The organism is Luteolibacter pohnpeiensis, assembly GCF_016595435.1.
Classification (GTDB): domain Bacteria; phylum Verrucomicrobiota; class Verrucomicrobiia; order Verrucomicrobiales; family Akkermansiaceae; genus Luteolibacter; species Luteolibacter pohnpeiensis.
Map to the genome: position 1 here is coordinate 1 of NZ_JAENIJ010000043.1, position 24,384 is coordinate 24,384.

Here is a 24,384-nt window from a genome sequence, read left to right on the forward strand (position 1 = left end):
CCGCGTGATCGCCCAATGCGGCTAAAAATCCATCATCAATCCAACCTCAAAACCTCAACAAAAAAGCCTCATCCCCAATCTTTGGTGTAGACCCAAAATAAGGGCACTTAAAGGCACTTTTAGGGCACCGGACAAACTTCCCCGGAGTGCTCCAAAACTCTCTAACTCGTTGAGGGAAAATGGAGCGGGCGATGAGATTCGAACTCACGACATCCACCTTGGCAAGGTGGCGCTCTACCACTGAGCTACGCCCGCTTTGCAGTCGCTGACCGCGTGCAGGGGTTCTACACGGCAGACGGATTCGGGCAAGAGAAATTTAGAAAATTTCCTGATTATTTTCCGTGTCATTTGATCGGGGCCTGAGTTTTCCTTGGTTCACGCATGTCTGACAAACTCGCGGCGATCATCGCCACCAAATACCAAGAAGTGGAAGCGCTCCTCCCACGGGCTGAATTACTCCGTGCTGCAGCTTTGCAGAGAAACGATTTCCGGGGATTTCGCAGTGCGTTGGACCGGGGGCCGGGTCGCCTGGGGGTGATTGCGGAAGTGAAGAAGGCTTCACCTTCGGTCGGATTGATTGATCCGAATTTCGATCCGGTCCGCCAGGCAGGGCGTTACGTGGACGGTGGGGCTTCCTGTTTGTCGATTTTGACGGATGAGAAGTATTTCCAAGGCTCGCTGAGTTATCTCACAAAAATCTCGGAGTTTTCTCCAGCGCCGCTCTTACGGAAGGATTTTATGGTCCACCCGATTCAGATCCATGAGGCGGTTGTGGCGGGAGCGGATGCGATTTTGTTGATCGTCGCCGCTCTGGAGGATGATTTGCTGCGGGCACTTTATGAGGAGGCGAAGTCGTTCCAGTTGGATGTGCTGGTCGAAGTGCACAATTTGCCGGAAATGGATCGAGCATTGGAGCTCGGCGCCGATTTGATCGGGGTGAATAATCGGAATCTCAAGACCTTTGAGGTCGATTTGGCGACCACAGAAATCCTGGCGGATGAAGTGCCGGATGAGGTGTTGCTTGTCTCAGAAAGTGGGATCAAGACGCCCGCGGATGCGTTGCGAGCCCTTGAGGCCGGGGCTAATGCGGTACTCATCGGGGAATCACTGATGCGCGCACATGATCCATCACGCGAGATCGAAGAGTATTTGTCTCTTGTGATTGAGGCTGGGGATGAGGTCTTGTGAGCCGATAGGCTAGGATGCCTCAGTGTTTTCCGGAGGAAAGATGCGTGGCGATGTAATTTCCACCCGCATACGGGGCTCCGAGTCGTGGGTAAGTCCGGCTGCTCGGGAAATACTTGGGTCGCCGGCGGCGAACCAAGAGGAGTAGCCAGATGAATCCGAGCAAAAGGGGAATGAATAGCGCGATGCCGACTAGTCCGGCGATCTCAAGATGCAGGACATTGATGTGATATTTCTGAAGCGATTCGAGGAAGGTTCGCTTTTGAGGGACCGGAATTCTGACAGGTGTTTTTTTCCAGTTTTTCAGCAAAGTTACGGATGCGTTTGCTGCAGCTTGGATTTTTTCCTGCTCGGTCGGTTCTTGGGCGATGTGCTGGCGCGTTTCTTCCAACAGCGAGGTCAGCATGGCAGGATTGAGCCGGTTGACGACATTCCCGCTTGGATAGATCCAGGGCCCAGGGCCTAACTCACGACCGGGTGAGTAGAGCACGATGGCGCTGGCATTGCGGTCTGTCCAGCTATCGGCATAATCTTTGGCAATGGATTGCGGGGAGGTTTCGCCAAAATCGGGAATGATCACGACGATCACGTCGACTCCGTCGCTTTTGCGGGCTTCCAAAAGCGATTCGGAAATCTCTTCCGTCATCGAGTTTGGGAGGAAGCCAAGGGTGTCAAAAACCGGGATTTTAGGCCGTTTGCCGACGGGCTGCGAGGCCGTGGCCAGCGCAGGAAGCAGAAATCCGAATAATATGAAGGCGAGGATGCGGACGGCTTTCATCAGACGGGAGGGAGACGTTGCCAGCTTTTCTCGAGAAGTTGTTGAGTGGTGGAAAGGTATTTAGCGACTGCGCCTGCGGTTTTGCCCCGTTCCCATTGCTCGCGCATTTGCAACAGTCCCTGGCGCCATTCTTGTTCTGAAAGCCAGGGTTCGGCACTGTATCCGGGGGTAACCGTGGCCTTGTGATTGGCGGCATCGATGATGAGTAAAACCGTCCAAGCTCGTTGTTCTGCCGTTTCGTCACCGGTTAGAGGTGCGGCATTGAACATCCAAAATGAGAAAATATCGAGCGATTGCGTGGGATCGAGCTCAACGGTGCAGATTTTCCAGATGAACTGCGGGAAGCGTTTTGCGATCTTGCGCTGAGCTGAGGCGATTGAGCGCAGTTCGGCAGGGGACCAAACCGAGGCGACATCCAGGATCGGTGGAAGCGGAGGAGGGGTTCCGGCAAACACCTCCATGGAGTCTGAGCCGGTGAACTTGCACTGCGGGCACCAGTCTGGATGGTCTTTCAATTGAGCGCGACAAGCAGGGCAGGAAGCTACAACAGAGGTATTCAGTCGTAGCTTGCGCTGGTTTTGCTTGTTCTGGAAAAGCCTCATTTTTCCAATCGGATAGCAGTTGATCTGCCGTGAGCGTCTAAACCTTCAATTCGCGCAAATTCTTCGATCACAGGCAGGGATTTTCTCACCGATTCCTTGTCCAAACGCACGATGCTGGTCCGGCGTTGGAATTGATCCGCGCGCAGGCCGGAGAATGATCGACCGCCACCACCGGTGGGTAGCGTGTGGCTTGGGCCCGCGAGGAAATCGCCGACCGCGACCGGCGAGTCATTGCCGACATAAATGGCTCCTGCGGTGGTGATTTGCGGAAGCCATTGCTCTTCATCCGCCGTGATGAGCGATACGTGTTCGGCGGCGAAATCATTGGCAATGGCGACTCCATCCGCGAAGGATTTGACCTGCAGCAGGAAGGTTCCATTTTTCAGCACCTGTTTGATGTAGTCCGGTCTGGAAAGTGTGGGTAATTGAGCGTCAATTGCTTTCGTTACCTTGCCAAGCAGGGCTTTTGAGTCGGTAACAAATCCAACGATGCTATCTCCGCCGTGCTCTGCCTGGGCAAGCAGATCCGCTGCGATGTAGTGGGGGTTCCCGGTTTTGTCAGAGAGGATGAGAATTTCGCTCGGTCCGGGTAGCAGATCGATCGATACCGCGCCGATTAACTGGCGTTTAGCCTCGACCACGAACCGGTTGCCCGGGCCGACGATTTTATCGACTGGCCGGATCGACTTGGTGCCTATCGCCAGGGCGGCGATCGCTTGAGCACCGCCGATTTTCACGACTTCGGTGGCACCTGCGGCCTGCAAAGCATACAGCAGAGCTGAATTGACTGAACCATCGGGTCCGCTAGGTGTGGCGCCGACGATTTCAGGAACACCGGCCGCCTGGGCGAAACCGGCAGTCATCAGCGCAGTGGACACCAATGGAGCTTTACCGCCGGGAACATAAACGCCGACCCGGTTGAAGGGAGTAAATCTCTCGCCGACTAGCGCGCCTTCCGCATTTTTTGCGCTCCAGTCCTTCCGCATGCTGCGTTTGGCAAAGCTGCGGATGTTTGCCAGTGACCGCTTCACGGCATCTTTCGTGGCAGCGGTGACTTCTCGAGCGGCCCGCTCGAATTCGGCTTCCGTGACGAAGAGATTTTTGCGGGTCAATTCAACCCCGTCGAAACGTTTGGCGAACGTGAAAACGGCTTCATCGCCTTTGGTCGCGACTTCGGAGATGATGTCCGACACCAATTCCCTGACACCATGTTCAGGAAATGCCCTACGGTTGAGCTTTTTAACAAATGAGGCGTAGGAGCTGTCTTGGTAGGTGATAATCTTCATGCCGCGCTAGGTGGCCGAATGTGAATGGAAATCCAGCCAACAGCCAAGCTTGATCGGATGCAATCAGGGGAAAACTTTGATGCCCAGGCAGGTTCGTCTGAGAACCATGATCTGCTCGGGCGATGACTTGGAGAGCTGCACCAAGGAGCGAGATCGTTGTATCCTGCGATCCTCGTGAACCGATGAATCTGGATGCAACCCAGTAGGAAATGTTGAACTGGGTGGATCAATCGATTTGCGTTTTTTACAGGATCATTCACGGAGCGATTGATGCACGATGAGTCAGTCTTGGAGGATCCAATGATGGCAAATGATTTATCATTGGAGGGATTCAGGACGGTTGATCGTTTTCCAAGCTGGAAACCATCGTAATAGAAAATCTGCGACTCTGTGGCTGGTCCAAACCACGAGCATCGAGACAGGGCTTGTTGATGGATAGGCGATCTGATGCTACGCTATATAATGCGATTTCGCGTTAGCTCCGATCTTCATTACGATCTCAATGGCCCGGCGACTTTTTTCTTTGCACTCAAATGCATCGAAACAGGCGGGCAGCACCTGGTTTCTGAATCGCTCATCACTGAGCCAGAAACCTCGGTTGAAGAGTTTACGCTTGGAACCGGGATGAACCGTTTTACTCGCATCCGGACGGAACAGAATGGCCCATTCCGGGTGAAATATTCGGCTGAGGTGGAGACTCAGGTGAAGGTGATTTCAACGGAAAGTCTCAAGGTGGATGGCCCCGGAAAACTGGCCCCGGAAGCGATTCCGTTTTTATTCCCCAGCCGCTATTGCCAGTCGGATCGATTGCGCCAGGAAGCGATGGATTTGTTTGGTCATCTGACGAATCCTCATGATCTGGCAGCGGGCATCCGGGATTGGATCTACGATCATATCGCTTATCGCGCGGGAACCTCCAATGAGCAATCTTCTGCGGTGGATACTTGGGAGCAGCGGCAGGGAGTTTGCCGGGACTTCGCGCACCTCGGGATTGCATTTTGTCGTGCGATGAATGTTCCAGCGCGTTATGTTTCTTGCTATTCCTATCAGTTAGATCCACCGGATTTCCATGCCTGCTATGAAGTGTTCATCGATGGCTGGTGGTATATTTTCGATGCAACGAGGCTCGCGCCGTTGAATGGATTGGTGCGGATTGCAACCGGCCGGGATGCGGCAGACGCTGCGGTTTGCTCCATTTTCGGCAATCCGCAGATGAAACAAATATCCGTGTCCTGTGAGTGCTTGGACGAAGGATTCATGCCGATCACCGGGCGCGATTTGGCGAACGAAAATCAAGCGATGGCACTGCTATAACAAGTTTTAGAGATGGAGATTCTGGATGCTGGTAAAGAGGCGCGCGAGAGACTGCATCTCGTGCACGAAACTTGTTATACCTATTCTCAACCGGTTCAATTTACTCCCCATCGTCTGGTTTTAAGACCGCGTGAAGGTCATGATGTGCATTTGCGGTTCATGAATCTGGAAACGACCCCTGTTTCGAAAATCCGCTGGTACCGCGATATCCTCGACAACTCGATAGCGGTGGCGGAATTCAGCGAGCCGGCCAAGGAATTGATCATTCGCAGCGAGTTTGTGATCGGGCTTCCTCCTGCGCTGGATGGAGAACAGCCCCGGATTTTGGTTCCCTATCCATCGCAACTGGAAGGGATCGATGAGCTGGCGGCAGTTCCATTCAGGCAGTTCACGTATCCGGCAGAAATCGGCAGATTGCGGCGCTGGTTCGATGATAGCGGGGTGGGGGCGACGCATGGTGCGCTTAGACCGATTTTCGATGATCTGGCGGCATGGATCCGAACTTCGATCCGATACAATCGCCGCGAAGAAAGCGGCGTTCAGAGTCCGGTGGAGACGATTCAACTCAGCTCCGGATCTTGTCGTGACATGGCGGTACTGATGATTGAGGTGAGCCGATCCCTGGGGTATCCGGCGCGGTTCGTCAGCGGTTACATGGAAAGCAGCAACTCCAAGGTCGGGCGGGGCTCAACCCATGCCTGGGCTGAAATTTATCTGCCAGATCATGGCTGGACCGGCTTTGATCCTTCCATCGGCTCGCGAATCGGGCCGGGTCATGTGGCAGTTGGCGTGAGCCATCATCCACGCGGAGTGATGCCGGTGACAGGTGGCTATACCGGCCCTGCTGGAGTGACCAGTTTACTCAAAGTAAGTCTATCAACTCGCCGGTTTTTACCCCAGGTCGAGCAACACTCTCAACCGTAGTAGGGGCGCAACATCCAATAGCAGATGGGTCCAGTCACGGCGACATAGAGCCAAAGTGGATAAACCCATTTCGCAAGCCTGCGGTGAGCTTGAAAACGGTTGGTCCAGCCAGCGATGAAGGTGAAAAGAATGAAGGGAAGGCTCACGCCGGCCAGGAAGATATGTGATAGAAGCAGGACCAGATAGATCGGGCGACTGCCTGCTACTGCGGCTTGTTCGGACGGATCAACGATGCCGTCGAAATTGATATCGCCATACTTCACCTCGGTGCTGGTGAAGTGGTATGCCACATAACTCAGCAAAAACAGGATGGAGAGAACCATGGCTGTCATGACGAAGGCGCGATGGGCTGCGATCTTGCCTTGTTTGACGGTGATCAGTGCCATCACGAGCGCGACCGCTGCCAGTGCGTTGAGCGATGCGTGGAGAGGCGGCAAAATGGAAAGCGATACCCCTTCAGGCAGCGGGATTTTCACCACTCGCATCAGTCCGACGAGAATGAGAACGGCTGCTGTGAGAATCCAGGCGCCGATGCCTAATTTTTTGGAAAGCGCCTCGTTGGGTGCTTGTGATAGCCAAAGCTTGCGTTCGTTCGACATTAGATTCCCGCGGTTTCGTTTTTCTCCAGTTCTTCCCGAATGCGTTGATAGAGTTCTTTTTTCAACTCACCGTAGAGTTTGGGGTCGCGGGCTTTTGCTTCGTCCGAACGTGCTTCGGCCAGCGGCCATTTGCCGACGACGTTGAAATTGCGGTCAACCAGGATAAAGCCGAGATCGTGGGAGTAGAGGCCGTTGGCTTCGATTTCCAGCGGATCGGTGCGCTTGCGAATGCCCATGAACTTCAGCTCATGTTCGAGATAGTGGTGAGTGTCTTCAGCTTTACCGGCATTGATGAACCACCAGTTTTTCGAATCCGCTCCGAGAGCCGTGGCATATTGCTTCAGGCGGTCTGGAGTATCGCTTTCGGGATCGACCGAGATGCAGGCGATCTGGAAATCAGGATTGCCTTTGAATTCATCGTAAATCGAGCGGAGTTCCTCACCGTTCCGGACCATGCAATGCGGGCAAACGGCGAAAAATTCTGCGACCAGCCAGACTTTGCCTTTCAGATCGGATAGTTTGACGGCTTTGCCATCCTGGTTGGTTCCCGCGAGATCTTTTTCAATCTGGAACCAGCGTTCGGTGCTTTCGCGGCCACTGTTGACGACCGTTTTGTTGCCAGGTTTTGGCAAGTTGGCTCGCAGGGTGAAGGCGATGACCAGGATGATTGCGCAGATGACGGCAACTCCTGAGTAAAAAATGGCAATGGTGGTGGTGCGTTTCATGGTGCCTGTGCGGGTTCGGCGAGCACCCGATCGATGGTATCGGTGAGGAGTGCTTCCAACTGTTGGGTATTGCTGAGATCGGTGCCGGTTTTTACGCCGCGTCCATCCCATTCCTTGGCTTGATCGAAGTCAAAGGTCGCGATGTAAGGCTGGCCACCGCGTTTTTGATGAACCACGGCGCGCCGGATGTGACGGTTTTTGTCCACCAGGATGATGGATGTGTCATAAATCCATTTTCCGGCCTTTTGATCATAATAGGGAAAAACACCGGTCTTGAGCTCATTCTTGATGAACTTGTGGAGAGTTTGCATCTCATTGGAACCAAGCCACCATTGCGGCAAGTTGATGTTCCGGTGCGCGGCCTCGTTTTTTAAAGTCTCATCCAGTTGATTCGCCGGGATGGGATCGATCACTAAAGATACCAGCGCAAACTGATCGTTGCCTGCGTATTTTTCAGCCATGCGATGCATGATTTCCTCGCTCAAGGATGCTGGTCCATCGTGATTCAGGCTGACGATATTGAGCAGGATCACCTTGCCGTTCAAATCGAACAAATCGACGATTTTACCGTCTTGGCGGGTCATTCTCAGGTCCTTTTCCTGATTGATCCGGTAAACAATGGCTGGGCGATCGTCCTTGGACTGCTTTTTCGACCACTTATTGTAGGCAACCATGACCAGAAATCCGCCGATGATCATGATGGCAACGAGTGTCCAACCCGTGGTGGCGAGCTTTTTGGGATCGCGGACGGCAGGTTCGAGGTCTAGAGGAGGCTTGCGCATCGGCGCGAGAGGCTAACGCTGATGATCCGCTTGGCAAGCAGGGCGTGAGATGAATCTTACCGGAATCCGCTTTTTTGCAGTTGCGGACGAGCAATCGTCAGGGATTGGAACGCCACGCTTTCCAGCATTCAAGGAACCCTGTGGCAAAATCGTCCGGTTTGGATTCGATCCAGGCGGCGATTTCATCGATCGGGAACCACATCGCGGCCTCCACTTCCGCGCAAGGGAATTTCAATGCTCCGTCGTATCGCGTCCGGAACAGATGGACATGCTCCCAGCCGGTTGCTTCAGAAGGGGAAACTTTGGTAATGTTCTCCGGCTGAATTTCGGTAGAGATGCCCATTTCTTCTTCCAGTTCGCGAACTGCGGCAGCCTCGTAGGATTCACCGGAGTCCAGGTGCCCGGAGACGCTGGAGTCCCATTTTCCGGGATGAACGTCTTTCAATACGGATCGCTGCTGCAGCAAAAGATCACCGCGTTTGTTGAAAACAAAGACGTGCACGGCCCGGTGCAACCGCTTTTGGGCGTGAACTTCAGCTCGGGTTGATTGGCCTGTGACTTGGTCGTTTTCATCCACCACGTCGAAGATTTCGCCTGCCTTTTGAGGTAGGTCCTTCAATGGATGGGTGTCATAGAATCGCGTTAGGTCGATCCATTGAGCCAATGTCAGCTCCTCACCCCGGGCGGTGGCCGGAAGCGAAAGTGCCGTGCAGGCGGATTCCCAGGTTGGCTCGGCCGGAAGCTGCTTTTTCAGCTGCTTGCGCCGTTGAGCAAAGCCGCGGCGGATCATTTCATCGAACAGGCGCGCGTCGAAGACCGGCAATTCGTCCTTGCGAGGGGTCAGAATGGCGACCGCGGAGTCGATCTTGGGTTTCGGGTAGAACGCTTCGGGTGGGACGGTGCGCAATGGCCTGACCTCCCAGAAAGCCTGGGTCCGGAGTGTGAGAACGCTGTAGTCTTTGGTGCCGGGTTTGGCTCCAAGGCGGTCAATCACTTCCTTCTGCAACATGATCACAGCGCGTTCAAACGGATGAGGTCGGCCGAGTAAGTTTTTCATGATCGCTCCGCCGGAGGAGTAGGGGAGATTGCCTAGGAATTTAAGTGGCCGGTGCTTGAAGAGCGTGCGTCCGTCAAATTTTGCCCCGTCGGCATGATGAACTTCAACCGTGGGATTATCGCGAAATCGTTCCTTCAGAGCGGTTGCAAGCCGCAGGTCGAATTCCACGAGGATGACCCGTCGGACATTGCCCACCACGTGCTCGGTCAATGCTCCCGTGCCGGGGCCCACTTCGACCACTGCATCATCTGGCTGGAGGTCCAGCTGGGAAACAATCCAGCGTGCCATGTTCGGATCGATCAGGAAATTCTGCCCGAGCTGACGGCTGGGCATCACTCCTGCCATATCCAATGCATCACGAATTTCCCGACCGGTCATGTCCGTTCTTCATGAGCGATCTACGCGCGGCGTGCAATCCTTGTCTGCTTTCCCAGATTGACATGGCAGGGGAATGTTCTTATATCCATGCATAAATATGGGTATAAAATTCAAACGTCGTTTGGTGTCGGTTGCTTTGCTTTCGTTTGCGCTTCTCGGACCTGCGCAGGCGATCATCGTAGGTGGCATTTCCGGGACCGGGAATAATAATGACGGAGAAGCTTCTCTGGATGATTACATTTCCACCTCAGGCCTTCCTTCGTTTGATTACTGGGACAATCTGGTTCAGGTCTCCAATGCCTCCGGGGTTTATCTCGGATACAATGAGACTACGATGACCGGTTGGGTGTTGAGCGCCAATCACATCTCGCCAGAACCGACCTCGATTACGATTGCCGGGACGACTTACAGCGTGATCGGCACCGGAACTCAAATTGCGGGGACCGATCTGATTCTTTACGAAATCGGTGGCGCGGGCGACCCGGTTCTGCCGACCATTCCGGCGGTATCGCTGGCATCGACCTCTGCCACCACGGGAGAATTTTTGCTGATGACTGGCCGTGGTTTTACCACGACGAGCACCTATCCTTATTCCTGGGGTGACCCCGGGACAAATCCCGACAATGGCTTCCGGTGGGGAACCAATGTGGTTGAGTTCAACGCGACCTTGGACGGAGCCCAATATGTCATCACCGATTTCGACGATCCATCCAGTCCCCAAGCCACCGAGTATGAAGGACAGGGATCACTTGGTGATTCCGGTGGTGGTCTTTTTGTCTTAAGAGACGGCGAGTGGATCCTTGCGGGTATCGCCTACTTCGTGGACGACGGTCCGAGCGATGATGGAACGACCAATCCAAGCGAATACGGAGACTATACGGGATACACCGATGTCGCAGCCTATGCTTCACAAATCACCGCCATCACTGGGACTCTGGTTCCTGAGCCATCTACGGCATTGCTGTTGCCCTTAGCTGCCATGGCGGCATTTTTCCGGCGCCGGAGAGATTGATCCAGGCTGATGCAATTCATCTAACCGGTGATGGAGTGAATTTTGTGAAGCGAATCGCGTCCAGCGGTTGACGGTTCGGCTCGCAAGGTTTTCCATCCCCGGGATGTCAGCGCCGAACCCCCGCAAGCCGATTTCCTCTTTCCGCTGGATTTCTGGTTATCTTCTCAAGGAAAAGGCGGTTTTCATTCCCTCGTTGATCGCGCTCTTTCTGACAGCGGTGCTGTCTTTGGCGTTTCCTTTCTTTCTGAAGGATCTGATCGGAAATCCCACCGACGCTCTCAATCATCAGGTGGCACCTGAGTTGATCGTCGCAAAGGCGAATAAAACCATCCTCCTGATGATCGGCGTTCTCGCCCTGCAGGCGATCATCGCGTTCTTCCGCGTCCAGGGGTTCATCCGTTCCGGCGAATCCGCGCTCAACCGACTTCGTTCGGATTTGTTCAACCACCTTCTGCGGTTGCCAATGCCGTATTTTCAGGAACAACGGGCCGGTGCGCTCAGCAACCGGGTTTCCTCTGACCTGACCATTGTCCGAGACACGCTGATCAATACGGTTCCCCAATTGGTCCGTCACACGGTGATCTTGGTGGGTGGCTTGGTTTTCATTTTCATCTCATCCTGGAAACTCTCGCTGGTCATGCTCGGCAGTGTGCCGATTGTCGTTCTCGCGATCGCCTTTTTCGGCAGAAAAGTCCGCCGTTATTCCAAGGCAGCCCAGGATTCCCTCGCGGATGCCGGGACGGTGATCGAGGAAAGCGTCCAAGGCATTGCGGATGTAAAGGCATTCACCAATGAGGATTTTGAGTCAAAGCGCTATCAAACTTCGCTGGATCGGTTTCTTGAGGTCACGATTCGCGGGGCTCAAAACCGTGCTGCGTTCCTATCCTTTATCATCTTCGCGCTGTTCGGCACGATTGCTTTCGTCGCCTGGTATGGCACCCGCATGTATGCCAATGGTGGCATCAGCTGGACCAATTTCGCGGCGTTCATCCTATTCTCGATTTTCGTGGGAGCCTCGCTCGGAACATTTCCGGAGATTATTTCCCAAATCCAGCAGACCACGGGTGCAACCGAGCGGCTGCGTGAATTGTTAGCGCTCGACCCGGAACGCGGCGATGGCAATGCGGAGCTTCAACTCGAAGGCGCGCTTGCTTTTGAAAACGTCGCCTTCCGGTATTCATCGCGGCCGGACGTGCAGGTGTTGCGCGATCTGAGCTTTGGGGTTTCGCCAGGTCAGCGGGTTGCTTTGGTCGGGCCATCCGGAGCAGGCAAATCCACCGTCTTTTCCCTGATCCTCGGATTCAATTCACCCGAAGCTGGCATGGTTTCATTTGATCAAAAGCCAGCCGCTGAAATTTCCCTCAACACACTGCGCTCACAAATCGCGATCGTGCCTCAGGAAGTGCTCCTGTTCGGCGGAAGCATTCGCGAGAACATCGAATACGGTCGTCCGGGCGCGACGGCTGAAGAAATCGAGGCGGCTGCTCGACAAGCAAACGCTCACGATTTCATCGCCACTCTACCCGAAGGCTATGATACGCTGGTGGGGCCGCGCGGCACCAAACTTTCCGGCGGCCAGCGCCAGCGCCTTGCGATTGCCCGGGCGATCCTGGCTGATCCCTCCATTCTTTTGTTAGATGAAGCGACATCCGCACTGGATTCGGAAAGCGAACGCTTGGTCAATGAGGCTCTGAACCGCCTGATGGAAGGACGGACCAGCCTGGTCATTGCGCATCGGCTGTCCACGGTTCGCGATGCCGATCGCATCCTTGTTTTCAGCCAAGGTGAAATCGTGGAAAGCGGAACTCACGACGAACTTCTCACGCAAAACGGCACTTACCGCTTGCTGGTTGAGACTCAGTTGGTCTGATTCAGCTCCTGCCCACTGACGGTTGGAATTGATAAAAAGCGGATCGCTTACACCTCCAGGCAGGTGGCGAAAAACGTGCTCTAAAGCGGCTTCCGGATTCCAGGCGAGTCAATGAGACACAGCAGACCGAACAGGCGAGGAATGCATTCATTGAGCGCCGGTGATGTCGCCCAGCAGTGGCAAAAATGAGAAATCCGAGGTATTGGATGCTCTGAAACGGCGCGGGAAATCCCTTAGACTGAATGAGTGATTTTACACTTTCCGAGTGGAGCTGGATTTCTATGATCCGGCTTATGTTGCTCCGCTTTGTAAGTTTTCCTGTCGTTGCCGCGGCATTTTTAATGGTGGTTTCCTGTGGTGGCAGCCCGGATATCCCATTGGTTGGTAGCAATCTGGAAAAGGCTTCCTCGGAAGCAGATCAAATTTACACCAAAGCCAAGGCAGCGGATGATGCGGGCAAACAGAGCAAGGCAGTTCGCCTTTACGATCGACTCGCCACTCGCTACCCATTCACAAGTCACGCGGCTGATGCTCGCTACCGCCAGGCGGAAATCCTTGAAAGCCGTGGCAAAGTTGAAGATTCGTTCGACGCCTACCAACAATTCCTCACCCGATATCAGGGAAGCGGTTTATACAGCAAGGCCTTGAAACGTCAGACCGAAATGGCGCAATCGGCCGCTGATGGCGATGTGAAATACGCCTTTTTAGGGATCAAATCCAAGCTCTCGCTCGATAAAACCGTGGGCATGCTGACGAAAGTTAAGCAAAATGCTCCACAAACCAGAACCGCCTCCAAGGCGCAGTTTACCATCGGGCAACTTTACGAATCGAAAGGCAAAACCAAAGAGGCCATCGCCGCTTATCGCGAGTTGGTGCGAGACCAACCGGAAAGCCCGGAGGCACCGGAAGGATTGTTCAAAGTGGGGGATTTACTCACCAAACAGGCGGATGAGGGCAACCAGAACCAGGCGACGCTCGATCTGGCTCGTGAAGCCTTTAACGATTACCTCACTCAGTATCCCGGTCATTCGAAAAATGCGGAAGCTCGCCAACGCGTGAAGAGCCTCGGCAAGCGCGAGCTCGACCGCACCATGGACATCGCTGAATTCTATCTGAAGACCGGCAAAATCGATTCCGCGAAAGTGTATTATCGGGATATCGTTCGCCGCACGAAATCAGGTGAAATTCATGATGCTGCCAAGGCACGGCTCAAGCAATTGGGAGAGTGATCCAGATTTGATCTTATCTAACGAAAGCCAATTCCGCTCAACACGATCGATATGAAACTCAGCCTGCTTTTGATTCCTGCTCTTTCGCTCGTGTCCTGCGTCGGCTATCAACTGGGTGGCGCCAAACCTCCGTCGCTGGCAAAGGTAAATCGGATTTCGGTATCGATGTTCGCCAATGAGACGCAGCATATCCGCGCGGAAACCATCGCGACTTCCGCCGTCACCAGCGCTTTCGCGCAAGATGGAACCTTCAGGTTCGCGTCTGCCGATCAAGCCGACGCAATCTTGGAAGGCCAGGTGACCAAAATCGAATACACCTCGATCCGTGGAAGTCGACTGGATACTTTGTTGCCGGAAGAATTGCGCAATTCGGTAACCCTGAAATGGCAACTCAAGGATGCCCACAATCCGATCAAAATTCTGGCATCGGGCACCTCAACCGGCCGCAGCCAGTTGTTTGTGGATTCGAACCTTCAGACTGCCCGGAACAACGCTCTGCCTGATGCCATGGAGCGTGCGGCTGAGTCATTGGTTTCACAGCTGGCGAATGGCTTCTGAATGGGTTCTGAGCGGATTCAATCGCCCAGTTCGATTCGAATCCGATAGAATTTCTTCGGATTTTCTGGGTCAATCTCTATCTCGAAAGCTGCGGGTTGGTCGTCTCCACTCAGACTGCTAATATCTTCCCAGTTGATGAGATCGGGACTGCTTTCCAGCGTGTAGAAACGTCCTGTTAGAGTTGGGAAACCCAGTTCTAACAAGCCGCTTTCAGGAGATGTCAGTTCTGCTCTGAATCTGGATGCTGCATCATTTGGATCAGTTAGAGTGAGCGTGGTTTCCACCTCATCGGACCAGCCATCGCCATCCGAGTCGACATTTTGATCCGCTGCAAGGAAGGTCACGCTCAGATCGTCGAAGGACAGCCCCTGCGGACGTGGGGCGGAGGTGAAAGTTTGGCCATCATTGGCTTGCCCGACGGTAAAAGCGCCGCTGAATCGCGTCCATGTGAAGTCATCCGCGCTACCGCCAGTTCCTTGCAAACCGAGAGAGCCGATCCCGGCAGCCAGTGTCGAATTTTGATCCACTCCGATATCGGTGGATGTTAGGCCCGCTGCTGGGCCGTTTGTCGCGGTGAAACTTCCTTCATAAGAGATGAATTCAAGAACCTCACTGCCGCGCACGAGGGCAAATCCATCAGGAGATCCGTTTTGGATTCCCTCGATTTGTTTGCTGAAAAGCCGATGCCCGGAGTCGGTTACGGCACCCGCGGTGAAGGTATCCAAACGATGCTCCGATCCGTAAGTTTGACCGTTGTTGCCATTATAAAGGACCAGACTGAGCTCGCTTAAATTTCCTGTAAAACCTGGTCCTACGGCAATCTCCACAAATTCACCTTCATCAGTACTATCGTTATCGTAGTGGAATTCGTTGATGAACACATCATCGGATAATTTCCCAGTCGATGGGCCGGGTGTGAAGGTCACACGCAGATCGAACGTCGCATCAGGAGCAATGGATAGCCCCTCAATGGTCGTCTGAAGTGATTGCGAGGCGCCCCCCGGGATTGCACCGGTGGGTAAATCGGTCGCTGCTGAAAATGACAGCCCAGGCACGTTCTGGGCGACTTCATCGATCACCAAAGCCACATCCAGACGATCGGTGGTGCCGCCCGATATCGCGCGCCACTGAGCTGCGGTCATCGATATGGCCAAGGCGGTGATGGTTTCAGTTGAATCGTTGCTGAATGTCGCTGAGATATCCGAAGCTTCGCCAGCTGGAATCAGCCCGATGGATGGATTTTCGGGGGCGCCATAGGCTCTAAAACCGGGCGTTCCAGAGGATCCGTCATCTGACCCAATCCAGGCAATGACTCCGGAGCTGCTGAAAGGAGCGGGGTCATGGCTGCCATAAAAGCCGCTGAAATTCTCTGTGATGGTCTGGCCCGCATCGGTGAATGAATAGTGGTCGTCCTTATCCTGGACTTGCAGAACCATGCTCGCTGGATCGTAACCGGTGGCAGTCGCCGTGAATGTTGCTTCCACACCGCCGTCGGCGATGTAATTTCGATAGGTTTGAATGGCGGCACTCGCGCTGGACTCGCCAGCTGGAATGATCACGGAAGTGGTCGTCGTCGCGACTGCACTGGAATCGGATGATAAATTAACGGTTAGATCCGCTGTGGCAGCTTCCGGCAGTTGGACCGTAAGGACGGCCGATGCAGCTTCGGCTACCGAGTTTGGAGAGATCGACATGGAAAGATTGGGATAGTCGAGATCCAGATCCAGATCGGCAAAGATCGCGTAGTGGTCGGATGCCAGATAACTGGTGTCTGCCGCTAGCGGGGCGCCATTTTTTTCAAGTCCGATGTCGTTTGAGGTATCCAGTGCGGAATTGTAAATTTCGCTCTCCAGCGATCGGCCGGCGATGGAGGAGGACACCATCATGACGTCGATGGCGGAACCTCCCGAGCTTTCGGTGTCATAGGTGCTTGCCGCCCCGTCGACTTGTCTTAGATCAACTCTGGAGGGAATTGGTGAAGTGAAATACGCAACCGGATTGGTCGAATAAGTGACCGGGAACTGAATGTCAGAGCCGAGCGTGAAAGAGGAGGGGAGTCCGGTAGGGAGTTCCGTGAATGTCCGATTCGTTGAGGAAAGATTGAAATCCCCCATGATGATAAAGTTGTCATCACCGGTGAGCATCTGGGTTTCCAGAAATTCGCGAACCCGTTCCAACTCGACACTGCGCCGGAAGCGGTCGGCCAGAGCGGTTCCCGACTTCAAGTGACCTGCGATAATCCATGGGTCATTCGGTGTGTCTGGAACATCCACATGGACGACTGGCAGGCGGCGCGTCATGTCGTTGGCCCCGCTGGGTGACCCGATCGATGTTTCTGTTAGAAATGGGAATTTGGAAAGGAAGATCACCCGAAACGTGTAATCCAGCGAAGTACGGGGAGGGACGTAGAGGTAAGGATAGCCCAGCTCGGACGCCAGGACTTCGACGTCTTCCTGAGTTCCGCTCGGTTCATTATCCACGTCCACGTTGTGGATTTCCTCGAGTGCGACGACATCTGCATTGATCCGCCCCAATACCATGCGAACGGATTCAAAGTCCGTGGTTCCAGGATCTCCCAATCCAAACTGGGCGCCATCCGATGTATAAAGCGCGCCGACATTGAAAGAAGCTACCCGCACCTTGACCGCCTTGGCGGAGGCAATCGCCAAGATCATCAAGCAAAGTGTGGCGGAAAGGACGCGCATGCAGGACAATTTCTAGCAGCTTTCACGCCCGTAGTCTCCACCTACTTGTCATTTCGGCGAAACCGTTGATTTTTGCGGGATATGCAAACGGACACCGCTCTCATCCTTTTCGACGCCGCTGGCACATTGATCGAGCCTGCAGTTGCCGTCGAAAGGGTCTATCAGAAACACTTCTCCCGCTACGGATGGGAAGTGGAAGAGGCAAAAATCCGAGATAGTTTCCATGGTGCTTTCGCGAGTCTTGCAGATCCGGATTATGATCTAGCTGATGGCGAATTGGCAGAGCGCACTTGGTGGGCGGAGGTCGTGGGGCGAGTCGGCTCCGCCGTGGGGATTGATCGCCTACACGACCGGTTTGAGGCCTGTTTCGAGGAATTATTCGATTATTACGCTTCCGGTGAGGCGTGGCGTCTTTTTCCAGAAGTTCTCGCCGTTTTGAGCGAATTGAAATCGAGCGGAGCCAAACTGGCGATCGTATCGAATTTCGATCGTCGCCTGCACCGTGTTTTGGCTGAGCTGGGTGTCGCGGATTGCTTCGATCTGGTGCTGACATCAGCCGATGTGAGCTGTCGAAAGCCATCTCCCGCGCTTTTGACCGCTGCGATCGATTATTTTGGGAACTCCACTTCCAATGTTTGCTTGGTTGGGGACAGCCCGGCTGCCGATGCAGGAGCTGCAACTGCAGCGGGGATTGATGCCTTCATCCTGAATCGGCCGCAAATTGACCTGAAAAGCTTCGAAAAATGGCTAAAAGATGATTTTTTTCAAAAATGAGCTTGCGCGAAATCCTCCTGACCCCTATCTCTCCGCCCCGCCTACCGGCAAACGCGAGGATAGCTCAGTTGGTAGAGCAGTTGGCTTTTAACCAATTGGTCCTGGGTTCGAATCCCAGTCCTCGTACTTCTATAAGGCCCTGAATCTCAACAGATTCAGGGCCTTTCCTATTTCAATGAATCGGCAATGGAGGCACAAACTGGAGATACTCTAACACCTCTCTAAAAAGTTGGCAGATTCAATCAGCCATTGACCGGGCTGTGCTCTGGCTCTGGCTTTGGCAATTACCCGCCGTCGCCACCCGCGCTTGCTCCGCTGGTATTTCATTGGGTCTCGTGGATATATCCTCACCACCCATGGTTCTCACCGAGTGCCCCAGTTCACGGGCCTTCTTCACCGACTTTGCAACGCGCTCTATGACTGCCGACCTTTTCGCCTTGTCGAAGCCCATCAGCCGCCTGGCGGCAGCGGTGCGTTGACTGTGGGTGAGGGGGGGCTGCGGCTGTGGTGCTTGTCCTTATGAGCCTGAGAGGCTCGAAACCAAGTCTGCCACAATCTGAACTGTGAAGACGAGGGGACCGAAAAGTAGATTCAAGTAGAACACCCATCGAGGAGCCAAACTCCGTCCCTTGCCAGCCAGTCTAACCGCGTAGATCACCGAGGTCAGGAGCGCAACCATGATGCCCATTTCGAAAAAAAAGTGCGTGTTCAGAAATACGCGCAGTCCCCAGATTTTGGCTGTCCCTACGGCTCCCAACCAACAGGCGATACCGAGTGGCGTCGGCCACAGATACTTCCGGTTAAACGCCTTTGCCGCCCGGTGAGTTGGTATGAGATCATTCATTCAGCAGAGCGATCGAGAGCAGGTGCATCATACTGCTTGACCCACCATTGGCCGAGATTTTCTCGGTATTGAAGGATAAAGATTTTTGGACCGTGATCCGTCTTGCATCTGGCGGCAATATACGAATCCGGCAAAGGCCCGGAGATTTTTACTGTCCGTTTCTCTAAGACGGTGAATTCGAGTATCCGGCTGCCATCCTGAAAGCTGATCATCTTGCATAGGCGGCGATCACATTCTTCACCGACTCGTCCTTTCTAGTATCAAGACTCGGAAACGCTCCATTGCGCCAAGTGTGCGACTTCGACAATCTCTCGGCAAGAGTATCGATTTCGTCGGCCACTACGAAGCTAGCAGTAGCTATGAAAGCGATGAGTGAACATAGATATTTCATGGCCTTTGCTGAATGTTAGCGGCTACCCGGCCGCGCCCTCAAGCTTCGATTCAAATCGGTGGCTTGTCTCGGTCGGAAGCGGCGGGATTTTCGGTTTCTTCATCTTTAGAGATTGGATTGCCACACGACCAACAAAGCTCGAAGTTCCCTGGATTCGTCTTACCACATGAATAGCACGAAATCTCAATGTCTGCATTCTTCTGGTTCGCGTCCAATTGTTCCCTGATTATGGCAACCGCTTCGAGATAGTCCTCATCTTTCATGACGCAAAGTGCTGGAAAGAACTCAGGAATCGGGATATCCGAGAGTCCTGACATCGTCAAATACTCGTTCCGAATCATCGTCGGAATGCCCCGATCCTCAAGGACAGCTTTATAATAACTCACACGAGTGATATCCTTTTCACGAAAAAGTTCCTTCATCTAGCTTTTACTTTCCTATTGAATGTTCAATGCTGATCCGGACCGGAGGGCGAGCGTTGACTGCGGATCAGTGGTTGAATTTTTCAGAGTGCTTTTGAACTCAGGCAGGACTGGTCATGGTGTCCAGCCTCTTGCTAGCCCATTGTTGTTCTCGGTGACGCCACCAGCGCAAGCCGAAGCCAAGCCCTCCCAACAAAATCGAAAATATCGCCATGAATATCGGAAGTATCCAGTGATGTGCGAAGTAATCAATTCGCGATTGATGCGGCGAGGTCTTGAGGTAGCGAATCGGGATGGTATCCCCCACGACGTATTCCCGCCCATCGTCAGTCGATGAACGATCAGTGAAATCTACACCCGAAGCATCCTTGTAAGTGTAAATTGGAGTCCGGCTCAAATGACCTTCGTCGTCATTCCGCTCGACAACTTCGGTGACCACTGCAGTCGTCTGGATGCTGCGTGAGAGAAAGTAGATCGAGTAAATCGACGAACCAATAGCGATCAGGAAGAAAATGCCAGCTCCAATGAAGCACAACATCCACGGTATCGGAGAAATCGGTCGGCCGGTTCTAAAGCTAGCCCCCAAAGACATTCCTTTTGTAATGCCGATCATGAAACCAATCGCTATGCCGCCAAGCAGGGTCGCGATGAAGGCAATTACGAGGACTAGGGAGGAATCCATTTTCGATGGCTAAAGTCATAGCTCATTCGGCGGTGTCCTCAAGCTTAGATTCAAATTGGCGGCTTGTTGCGGTCGGATGCGATAACTCGTTGGTTTATCATGGAACGGGCATATCCTATTTACCTGGGATAGCTTGTTTACCTGGGATAGCTTGTTTGCTTTGTCTGCGCTTTCCGGTCTGCGGCTACTAATTCGGCGATAAGGCGTGGATCAATCATCGTCGCGATCGTCCTAGGTTTCTGAAACGGCCCTATACCCTCCACTCTAGAGAGAACACCACACAATCCATAGTTTGATGTCACCAAGGGGGCTCCGCTCATACCACGGCGAGCCACGAGGGAAGTAGAAAACGTGGTGGCCCTCGCCGCCGGTCGCTCATCAGTCCCCTCCAAAATACAGCCAGCGGCGAAGAACGCTCCATTCCCGACAAGATTTTCGAGACAGACCTCCCCCCGCGCGTCGGCAGCAAAAGTCCCATAACCCTCGTCATCAGCAGTGAAGACCGTTAAACCTGTTTGGTTGGCTTCATAGTTGTCGAAATAAGGGTGACCCTTTACGGGGAATTTTAATATCGCAATATCAGCTTTCGAATCGCTCCAAACAAGCCGTCCCGGAGATCGTTGATTCGAAATATACTTCGAGCTCTCAGAAGTCTTGAATTCGTGGGATGGGGGCTTCCGAAGCATCTTCGTCTCCTCAATATAAAATGCGTGACCCTCAACCACATGGAAAGCAGTGAGGAAGTATCCATCTTGAGTCAAAGCAGCCGCTCGTCCAGCTGATAGAAAGCCATCCGAAGGTTCCAGCGCATCGCCCGAATATACAATTCTCACACGCTTCCCCAAGTAGTCCTTGAGGTGCCTCTTTTGGTTGTCATCGGTGATATACCGGTCTGTCTCTTCCCTCTGAATCTTTCGGATCGTTGGGTTATCGTTTTTCCACGAAGAAGTGTAGTCACCACAACCCGCCGAGCAAACAAGAGCGGCTACCAACGCGGTCTTATGGATTCCTGTCATCATTTTCTGGAGAACGTCTAGGTGTGGCACCGGGTATCGGCGGTGCTACTCCGTAACTAGGTAGAAGCTTGTAGCTAGGATGGTCATTGGGACTCGGAGCGGATAGCCGGTTGTCCGCCGCTGTCTTGTTGAGCATCTGGTTCTGCTTTTTGGAGATACAGTATGCCGCCTCTACTGACACGGCCGTTCTTCTTCCATGATTGATATGCTTCCCACGAAAGTAGAACCGAACGTCCGTCCAGGAAGCCAGCAACCCTGTAAGGATAGGGGACTCCTGGGTGATTAAGAAAAATGTGATCTTCGAATAACTGTATTTTACCCGTATAATCAGGCGTCTCAGCGTCGGCGACATCTGTGAAGTACTCATAGCGAAATGTCGGATATTTGATCGTAATTATCTCCCCGGCATACCAGTGGTCGCTCTTGTCCCGATGTGGCGTGTATCGCCCGTTTGTAGGGCGTGATATCGTAAACACCTGCTTTGGCTGCTCTGCAGGTGGCGACGACTGCTTCGATGATGGCTTTCCATAGATTGGGCCCACACAAATCACTAAGGCAATTATTTTGGTGAGTATCTTCATGATCTTGCACGACGTCATAGGCTATCCGGCTGCCTTCCGGAAGCTCGATTTCACGTTGGCGTGTTCTTGCTGAGGTGGGCGATATGCTGCTAGGGAAGGGAAGTGGTTCTGATAAAGGCCAGTTGATCCTGCCCAAAGGCTGGGGCATCAATCGCGAGCATGGATGGAAGTAGGTAGGTTTTCATATTTCTCTATAACGCCAAGTTAGGCTCAGTTTATATTCTGTTAGATAAAGCCTGTCCCGAACCCTTCGTTCCAGTCGAGGCTCTGGATTAATACGTAATAGACGTCTCCTACATCCATCCGGGTGGTATACTCAAGCTAAATGAGGCAGGATAAGTTTGTGAGCCATGCATCGAATTTTGAGGATGTGTCGAAATGCTCTTTGGCGATCATGCGAAGGTCGCTAATATGCTTTTCGGTTTCGTCTCCTTACGAACCACTAGCTTAGAGCCAGATACTATTTAAGGCATCCAAGTGTTTCGCAGCAGCGAAAATTGCATGAGATTTTGGGCTGTTCATGTCGAATAGCCTATGTCTCTAATTTTGCCTAACGACTTAAGACCGACAGAACGACTTGTCGGCCTTGTCTGTACTGACTGGTTCGACTCATTTCTGCTCCGCAATTTGCGCTGAAGCGAGCTTTTGGAGTTCGGAGAAGCTGTCCGCATCTGAGTGCACTCTGAGCCGTGCGTTGACAAGCGGTGGTACCATAGCTCATTCCGGTTCGTCTCCTCGAATCCGCTCAGCTCGAAATACTTCTCACAAGCAATGGACTGAAGCCGCGAAAAGGCCTCCTTCGATCGGAGGCCTTCGTTCCGTTGCAACTCAACCGTGCGCTCTTTATCGATACGCAATAATGGTCCGATCTCCTCCCACTCGCGCTCCGTCATCATGGGAACCGGAATACCGCATCTCCAGCAGTGATAGGTCTTCGCCTTCGTCGGTTCGCAGTTGCTGCTCATGCTTCTCAGGTTTGAGGCCAATGTTCGGGGTCTTGGTCTATGATGCGGACAGGGCCCATGTGGAGACCGAACACAATCATGATCTTCTTAGTCGGGTTCGGCCAAAAGATCATGTATCCCGTGTCTCGCGGCTCCCCAAACTCGGAACGTCCACCGTAATAGTCTACAAACCATCCTAGCTTCCGGCCTTTCAAACCGTCGCTCTGATTGAACTTCTCAGTTCGGTAGTTCGTGAAACGCACTCGGCCATCCCAGATGCCAACAGATATACAAGTCTCTTGAGTCTCCGCCACGAGTAGCTTCTGAGAAATGGTGTGGTCGCTCTCCGGCTCCTCCTCGACAACAGGAGCATGCTTGCCAAGTTGTGTTCGTACCTCCTCCTCTGTGCAATAGAGAGGAATGATCGGAAAATCTGGCTTGAACTTCTTGGGCTTGAAGAATGAGAACGGCATCGAGTGGCGGGGTTAGGCGAACATCAAAGCTGTGCCGACCACGCCGACTAGCCCTGTCGGCTAATCAAATCAAGCACCTCCCCATGCCGACCGCAAGAACTTAACAAAGCGGCGTTTAGCGGTGGGAACCAGCAACTTGTTCTGCAGATTCGTCTTCCAGCCACCGATGTGCAATAATCCCTTTCTGATCCCTGAATAAGGTGCATCCGATAACTTCGAAATCTGTTCCGAATAGAGCTTCCTCAGCGGCACTTGGAGGAAGCGAATTTTGCAGCTTCTCTACCTCTTCCTTGGTGATGATCAGCGAATCAGGATCGCAGCGAATTTGGAGGGTCGCGCTCTTGTTGAGCACCATGAAGTAAGAACTGAATCGGACGGAGTGGCAGATGTTGTCTGAATAGCCGGCCAGTCCGAGCCGCTCCAAGAACTCGTCTCCATTCAGGCTCTTCCTTACCGGGAGTCTTTCGATGCGACCAGGCAGCATTTCAATAATTGCTTCTGGAACCGGGTGGTAGTTCGGAAGCGTCGCCGTGGGGTCATGCTGGGTTTCGGAGATTGAGCACGAGCAAAGAACAGCTGCGAATAAAGTGCTATTCAGGTGAATATTCATTCTACTCCAGAGCGTTCAAGATGAGCTGCCGCTATGCTTGGCGCGGGGGGGCAGGGACGAAAGCATGAAACGTGCCAAGCATAGCTGTTGGCTCTGGCGTCTGGTTAGGTTCGTTCTTCATGGCTGTCGAAAATTGCGAAGCGAGAGAAAATTGAAACCCGACTTTTTCGAGTGACCACTTTTTCCACGCGGCGGCATTTTGGCTTTGCGTGAACTCTGTCGCCGCACGCATGAGAACCTGGTAGTCGGAGTCTTCCATTTTGCTGAACGCGATGGTTAGGCCATGTCATTTTGAGATGGGCGAAGCCTCCTCATATCGCTCTGAGATTGTCCCCTCTGCGAAAAAAACTCCATCCCAAAGCTCGAACTTAGCTCCGGGAATCGCGGCGGCATCAATCCCGTCTGGCCATAACGATACAATCCACGTCGATTTCATCGCCCTCATTGAATTCTGCCTGACCGGAATGGCACCGAATTAAGCCCGATTTCGTTGAAAATCAATAGACGGAAAGCCGGTCGGGGTACGGTTTGAATGTGTGACCAAACAACCTCTTTTGACCGACTTCCCGCTCACCGTTTTTGCCACCGCGAGGCGGCGGTTGCAAGCGGCGATCCGCCAGACATCCACCCTTATCGCCCGCCG

At 53.3% G+C, this 24,384-nt stretch carries 23 protein-coding genes and 2 tRNA genes; 9 read left to right on the forward strand and 16 right to left on the reverse strand.

What is annotated here, in order from left to right:
- Positions 1-180 precede the first annotated feature (180 nt).
- Positions 181-255, reverse strand: a tRNA-Gly gene (locus JIN85_RS17945).
- 126 nt (positions 256-381) lie between these two features.
- Between JIN85_RS17945 and trpC the strand changes: the two genes are divergently transcribed.
- Positions 382-1,188 (forward strand): indole-3-glycerol phosphate synthase TrpC, encoded by an 807-nt coding sequence (trpC, locus tag JIN85_RS17950; protein WP_200273388.1) that lies wholly within the window; start codon positions 382-384, stop codon positions 1,186-1,188.
- Between the two features lie 19 nt (positions 1,189-1,207).
- Here trpC and JIN85_RS17955 read toward each other — a convergent pair whose 3' ends face one another.
- From JIN85_RS17955 to hisD, 3 genes are read right to left on the reverse strand one after another with little or no spacing between them, the layout of a single operon-like run.
- Complete coding sequence (locus JIN85_RS17955) at positions 1,208-1,963, reverse strand: TPM domain-containing protein (RefSeq protein ID WP_200273390.1); 756 nt, start codon at positions 1,961-1,963, stop codon at positions 1,208-1,210.
- The gene (locus JIN85_RS17960) at positions 1,963-2,565 is read right to left on the reverse strand and encodes a hypothetical protein (RefSeq protein ID WP_200273392.1); all 603 of its coding nucleotides are present in this window, start codon (positions 2,563-2,565) and stop codon (positions 1,963-1,965) included. Before JIN85_RS17960 ends, JIN85_RS17955 begins: the two co-directional genes overlap by 1 nt.
- Complete coding sequence (gene hisD, locus JIN85_RS17965) at positions 2,562-3,851, reverse strand: histidinol dehydrogenase (protein WP_200273394.1); 1,290 nt, start codon at positions 3,849-3,851, stop codon at positions 2,562-2,564. Before hisD ends, JIN85_RS17960 begins: the two co-directional genes overlap by 4 nt.
- Positions 3,852-4,298: 447 nt before the next feature.
- Between hisD and JIN85_RS17970 the strand changes: the two genes are divergently transcribed.
- Both JIN85_RS17970 and JIN85_RS17975 read left to right on the forward strand, forming a co-directional pair.
- Positions 4,299-5,165: a transglutaminase-like domain-containing protein gene (locus tag JIN85_RS17970; protein WP_200273396.1), complete on the forward strand. Its 867-nt coding sequence runs from the start codon at positions 4,299-4,301 to the stop codon at positions 5,163-5,165.
- A gap of 12 nt (positions 5,166-5,177) precedes the next feature.
- Positions 5,178-6,089, forward strand: a complete 912-nt coding sequence (locus tag JIN85_RS17975; RefSeq protein ID WP_200273398.1) for a transglutaminase family protein — start codon at positions 5,178-5,180, stop codon at positions 6,087-6,089.
- On the opposite strand, the gene JIN85_RS17980 is transcribed toward JIN85_RS17975, so the two are convergent.
- From JIN85_RS17980 to rsmA, 4 genes are all read right to left on the reverse strand, one after another.
- The gene (locus tag JIN85_RS17980) at positions 6,080-6,688 is read right to left on the reverse strand and encodes a DUF420 domain-containing protein (RefSeq protein ID WP_200273400.1); all 609 of its coding nucleotides are present in this window, start codon (positions 6,686-6,688) and stop codon (positions 6,080-6,082) included. The two genes, JIN85_RS17975 and JIN85_RS17980, sit on opposite strands and share 10 nt — an antisense overlap.
- Positions 6,688-7,413: an SCO family protein gene (locus JIN85_RS17985; RefSeq protein ID WP_200273402.1), complete on the reverse strand. Its 726-nt coding sequence runs from the start codon at positions 7,411-7,413 to the stop codon at positions 6,688-6,690. The genes JIN85_RS17980 and JIN85_RS17985 overlap by 1 nt, the downstream gene beginning before the upstream one ends.
- Positions 7,410-8,195, reverse strand: coding sequence for a thioredoxin domain-containing protein (locus JIN85_RS17990; protein ID WP_200273404.1), 786 nt, complete (start codon positions 8,193-8,195; stop codon positions 7,410-7,412). Before JIN85_RS17990 ends, JIN85_RS17985 begins: the two co-directional genes overlap by 4 nt.
- Positions 8,196-8,292: 97 nt before the next feature.
- Positions 8,293-9,630 (reverse strand): 16S rRNA (adenine(1518)-N(6)/adenine(1519)-N(6))-dimethyltransferase RsmA, encoded by a 1,338-nt coding sequence (rsmA, locus tag JIN85_RS17995; protein ID WP_200273406.1) that lies wholly within the window; start codon positions 9,628-9,630, stop codon positions 8,293-8,295.
- Between the two features lie 97 nt (positions 9,631-9,727).
- Here rsmA and JIN85_RS18000 point away from each other — a divergent pair, with 97 nt between their 5' ends.
- The 4 genes from JIN85_RS18000 to lptE all read left to right on the forward strand — a co-directional run bounded on the left by JIN85_RS18000 (position 9,728) and on the right by lptE (position 14,299).
- Positions 9,728-10,642, forward strand: coding sequence for a PEP-CTERM sorting domain-containing protein (locus tag JIN85_RS18000; protein ID WP_200273408.1), 915 nt, complete (start codon positions 9,728-9,730; stop codon positions 10,640-10,642).
- Positions 10,643-10,745: 103 nt separating this feature from the next.
- Positions 10,746-12,512: an ABC transporter ATP-binding protein gene (locus JIN85_RS18005; protein ID WP_200273410.1), complete on the forward strand. Its 1,767-nt coding sequence runs from the start codon at positions 10,746-10,748 to the stop codon at positions 12,510-12,512.
- Positions 12,513-12,754: 242 nt separating this feature from the next.
- Positions 12,755-13,741 carry an outer membrane protein assembly factor BamD gene (locus JIN85_RS18010; RefSeq protein WP_200273412.1) on the forward strand — a complete coding sequence of 329 codons (987 nt, stop codon included), beginning with the start codon at positions 12,755-12,757 and terminating at the stop codon, positions 13,739-13,741.
- 51 nt (positions 13,742-13,792) lie between these two features.
- Complete coding sequence (gene lptE / locus JIN85_RS18015) at positions 13,793-14,299, forward strand: LPS assembly lipoprotein LptE (RefSeq protein ID WP_200273414.1); 507 nt, start codon at positions 13,793-13,795, stop codon at positions 14,297-14,299.
- Between the two features lie 17 nt (positions 14,300-14,316).
- Here the strand turns inward: lptE and JIN85_RS18020 are convergent, their stop codons facing one another.
- Positions 14,317-17,004 carry an endonuclease/exonuclease/phosphatase family protein gene (locus JIN85_RS18020; protein ID WP_200273416.1) on the reverse strand — a complete coding sequence of 896 codons (2,688 nt, stop codon included), beginning with the start codon at positions 17,002-17,004 and terminating at the stop codon, positions 14,317-14,319.
- Between the two features lie 81 nt (positions 17,005-17,085).
- Here JIN85_RS18020 and JIN85_RS18025 point away from each other — a divergent pair, with 81 nt between their 5' ends.
- A complete protein-coding gene (locus JIN85_RS18025; RefSeq protein ID WP_200273418.1) occupies positions 17,086-17,778 on the forward strand; it encodes an HAD-IIIA family hydrolase in 693 nt (230 codons plus the stop codon).
- A gap of 53 nt (positions 17,779-17,831) precedes the next feature.
- Positions 17,832-17,904 (forward strand) — tRNA-Lys (locus JIN85_RS18030).
- 391 nt (positions 17,905-18,295) lie between these two features.
- Here JIN85_RS18030 and JIN85_RS18035 read toward each other — a convergent pair.
- The 7 genes from JIN85_RS18035 to JIN85_RS18065 form a co-directional block, all read right to left on the reverse strand.
- Positions 18,296-18,622: a hypothetical protein gene (locus JIN85_RS18035; protein ID WP_200273420.1), complete on the reverse strand. Its 327-nt coding sequence runs from the start codon at positions 18,620-18,622 to the stop codon at positions 18,296-18,298.
- Positions 18,623-18,830: 208 nt separating this feature from the next.
- Positions 18,831-19,013: a hypothetical protein gene (locus JIN85_RS18040; RefSeq protein ID WP_200273422.1), complete on the reverse strand. Its 183-nt coding sequence runs from the start codon at positions 19,011-19,013 to the stop codon at positions 18,831-18,833.
- Between the two features lie 50 nt (positions 19,014-19,063).
- A complete protein-coding gene (locus JIN85_RS18045; protein ID WP_200273424.1) occupies positions 19,064-19,435 on the reverse strand; it encodes a putative signal transducing protein in 372 nt (123 codons plus the stop codon).
- 100 nt (positions 19,436-19,535) lie between these two features.
- Positions 19,536-20,117: a DUF3592 domain-containing protein gene (locus JIN85_RS18050; RefSeq protein ID WP_200273426.1), complete on the reverse strand. Its 582-nt coding sequence runs from the start codon at positions 20,115-20,117 to the stop codon at positions 19,536-19,538.
- Between the two features lie 137 nt (positions 20,118-20,254).
- Positions 20,255-21,136, reverse strand: coding sequence for a S1 family peptidase (locus JIN85_RS18055; protein WP_200273428.1), 882 nt, complete (start codon positions 21,134-21,136; stop codon positions 20,255-20,257).
- 80 nt (positions 21,137-21,216) lie between these two features.
- Positions 21,217-21,714 carry a hypothetical protein gene (locus JIN85_RS18060; protein WP_200273430.1) on the reverse strand — a complete coding sequence of 166 codons (498 nt, stop codon included), beginning with the start codon at positions 21,712-21,714 and terminating at the stop codon, positions 21,217-21,219.
- A 1,532-nt stretch (positions 21,715-23,246) separates the two neighbouring features.
- Entirely contained in the window at positions 23,247-23,741 is a 495-nt protein-coding gene (locus JIN85_RS18065; RefSeq protein ID WP_200273432.1) for a hypothetical protein, read from the reverse strand.
- Positions 23,742-24,384 lie beyond the last annotated feature (643 nt).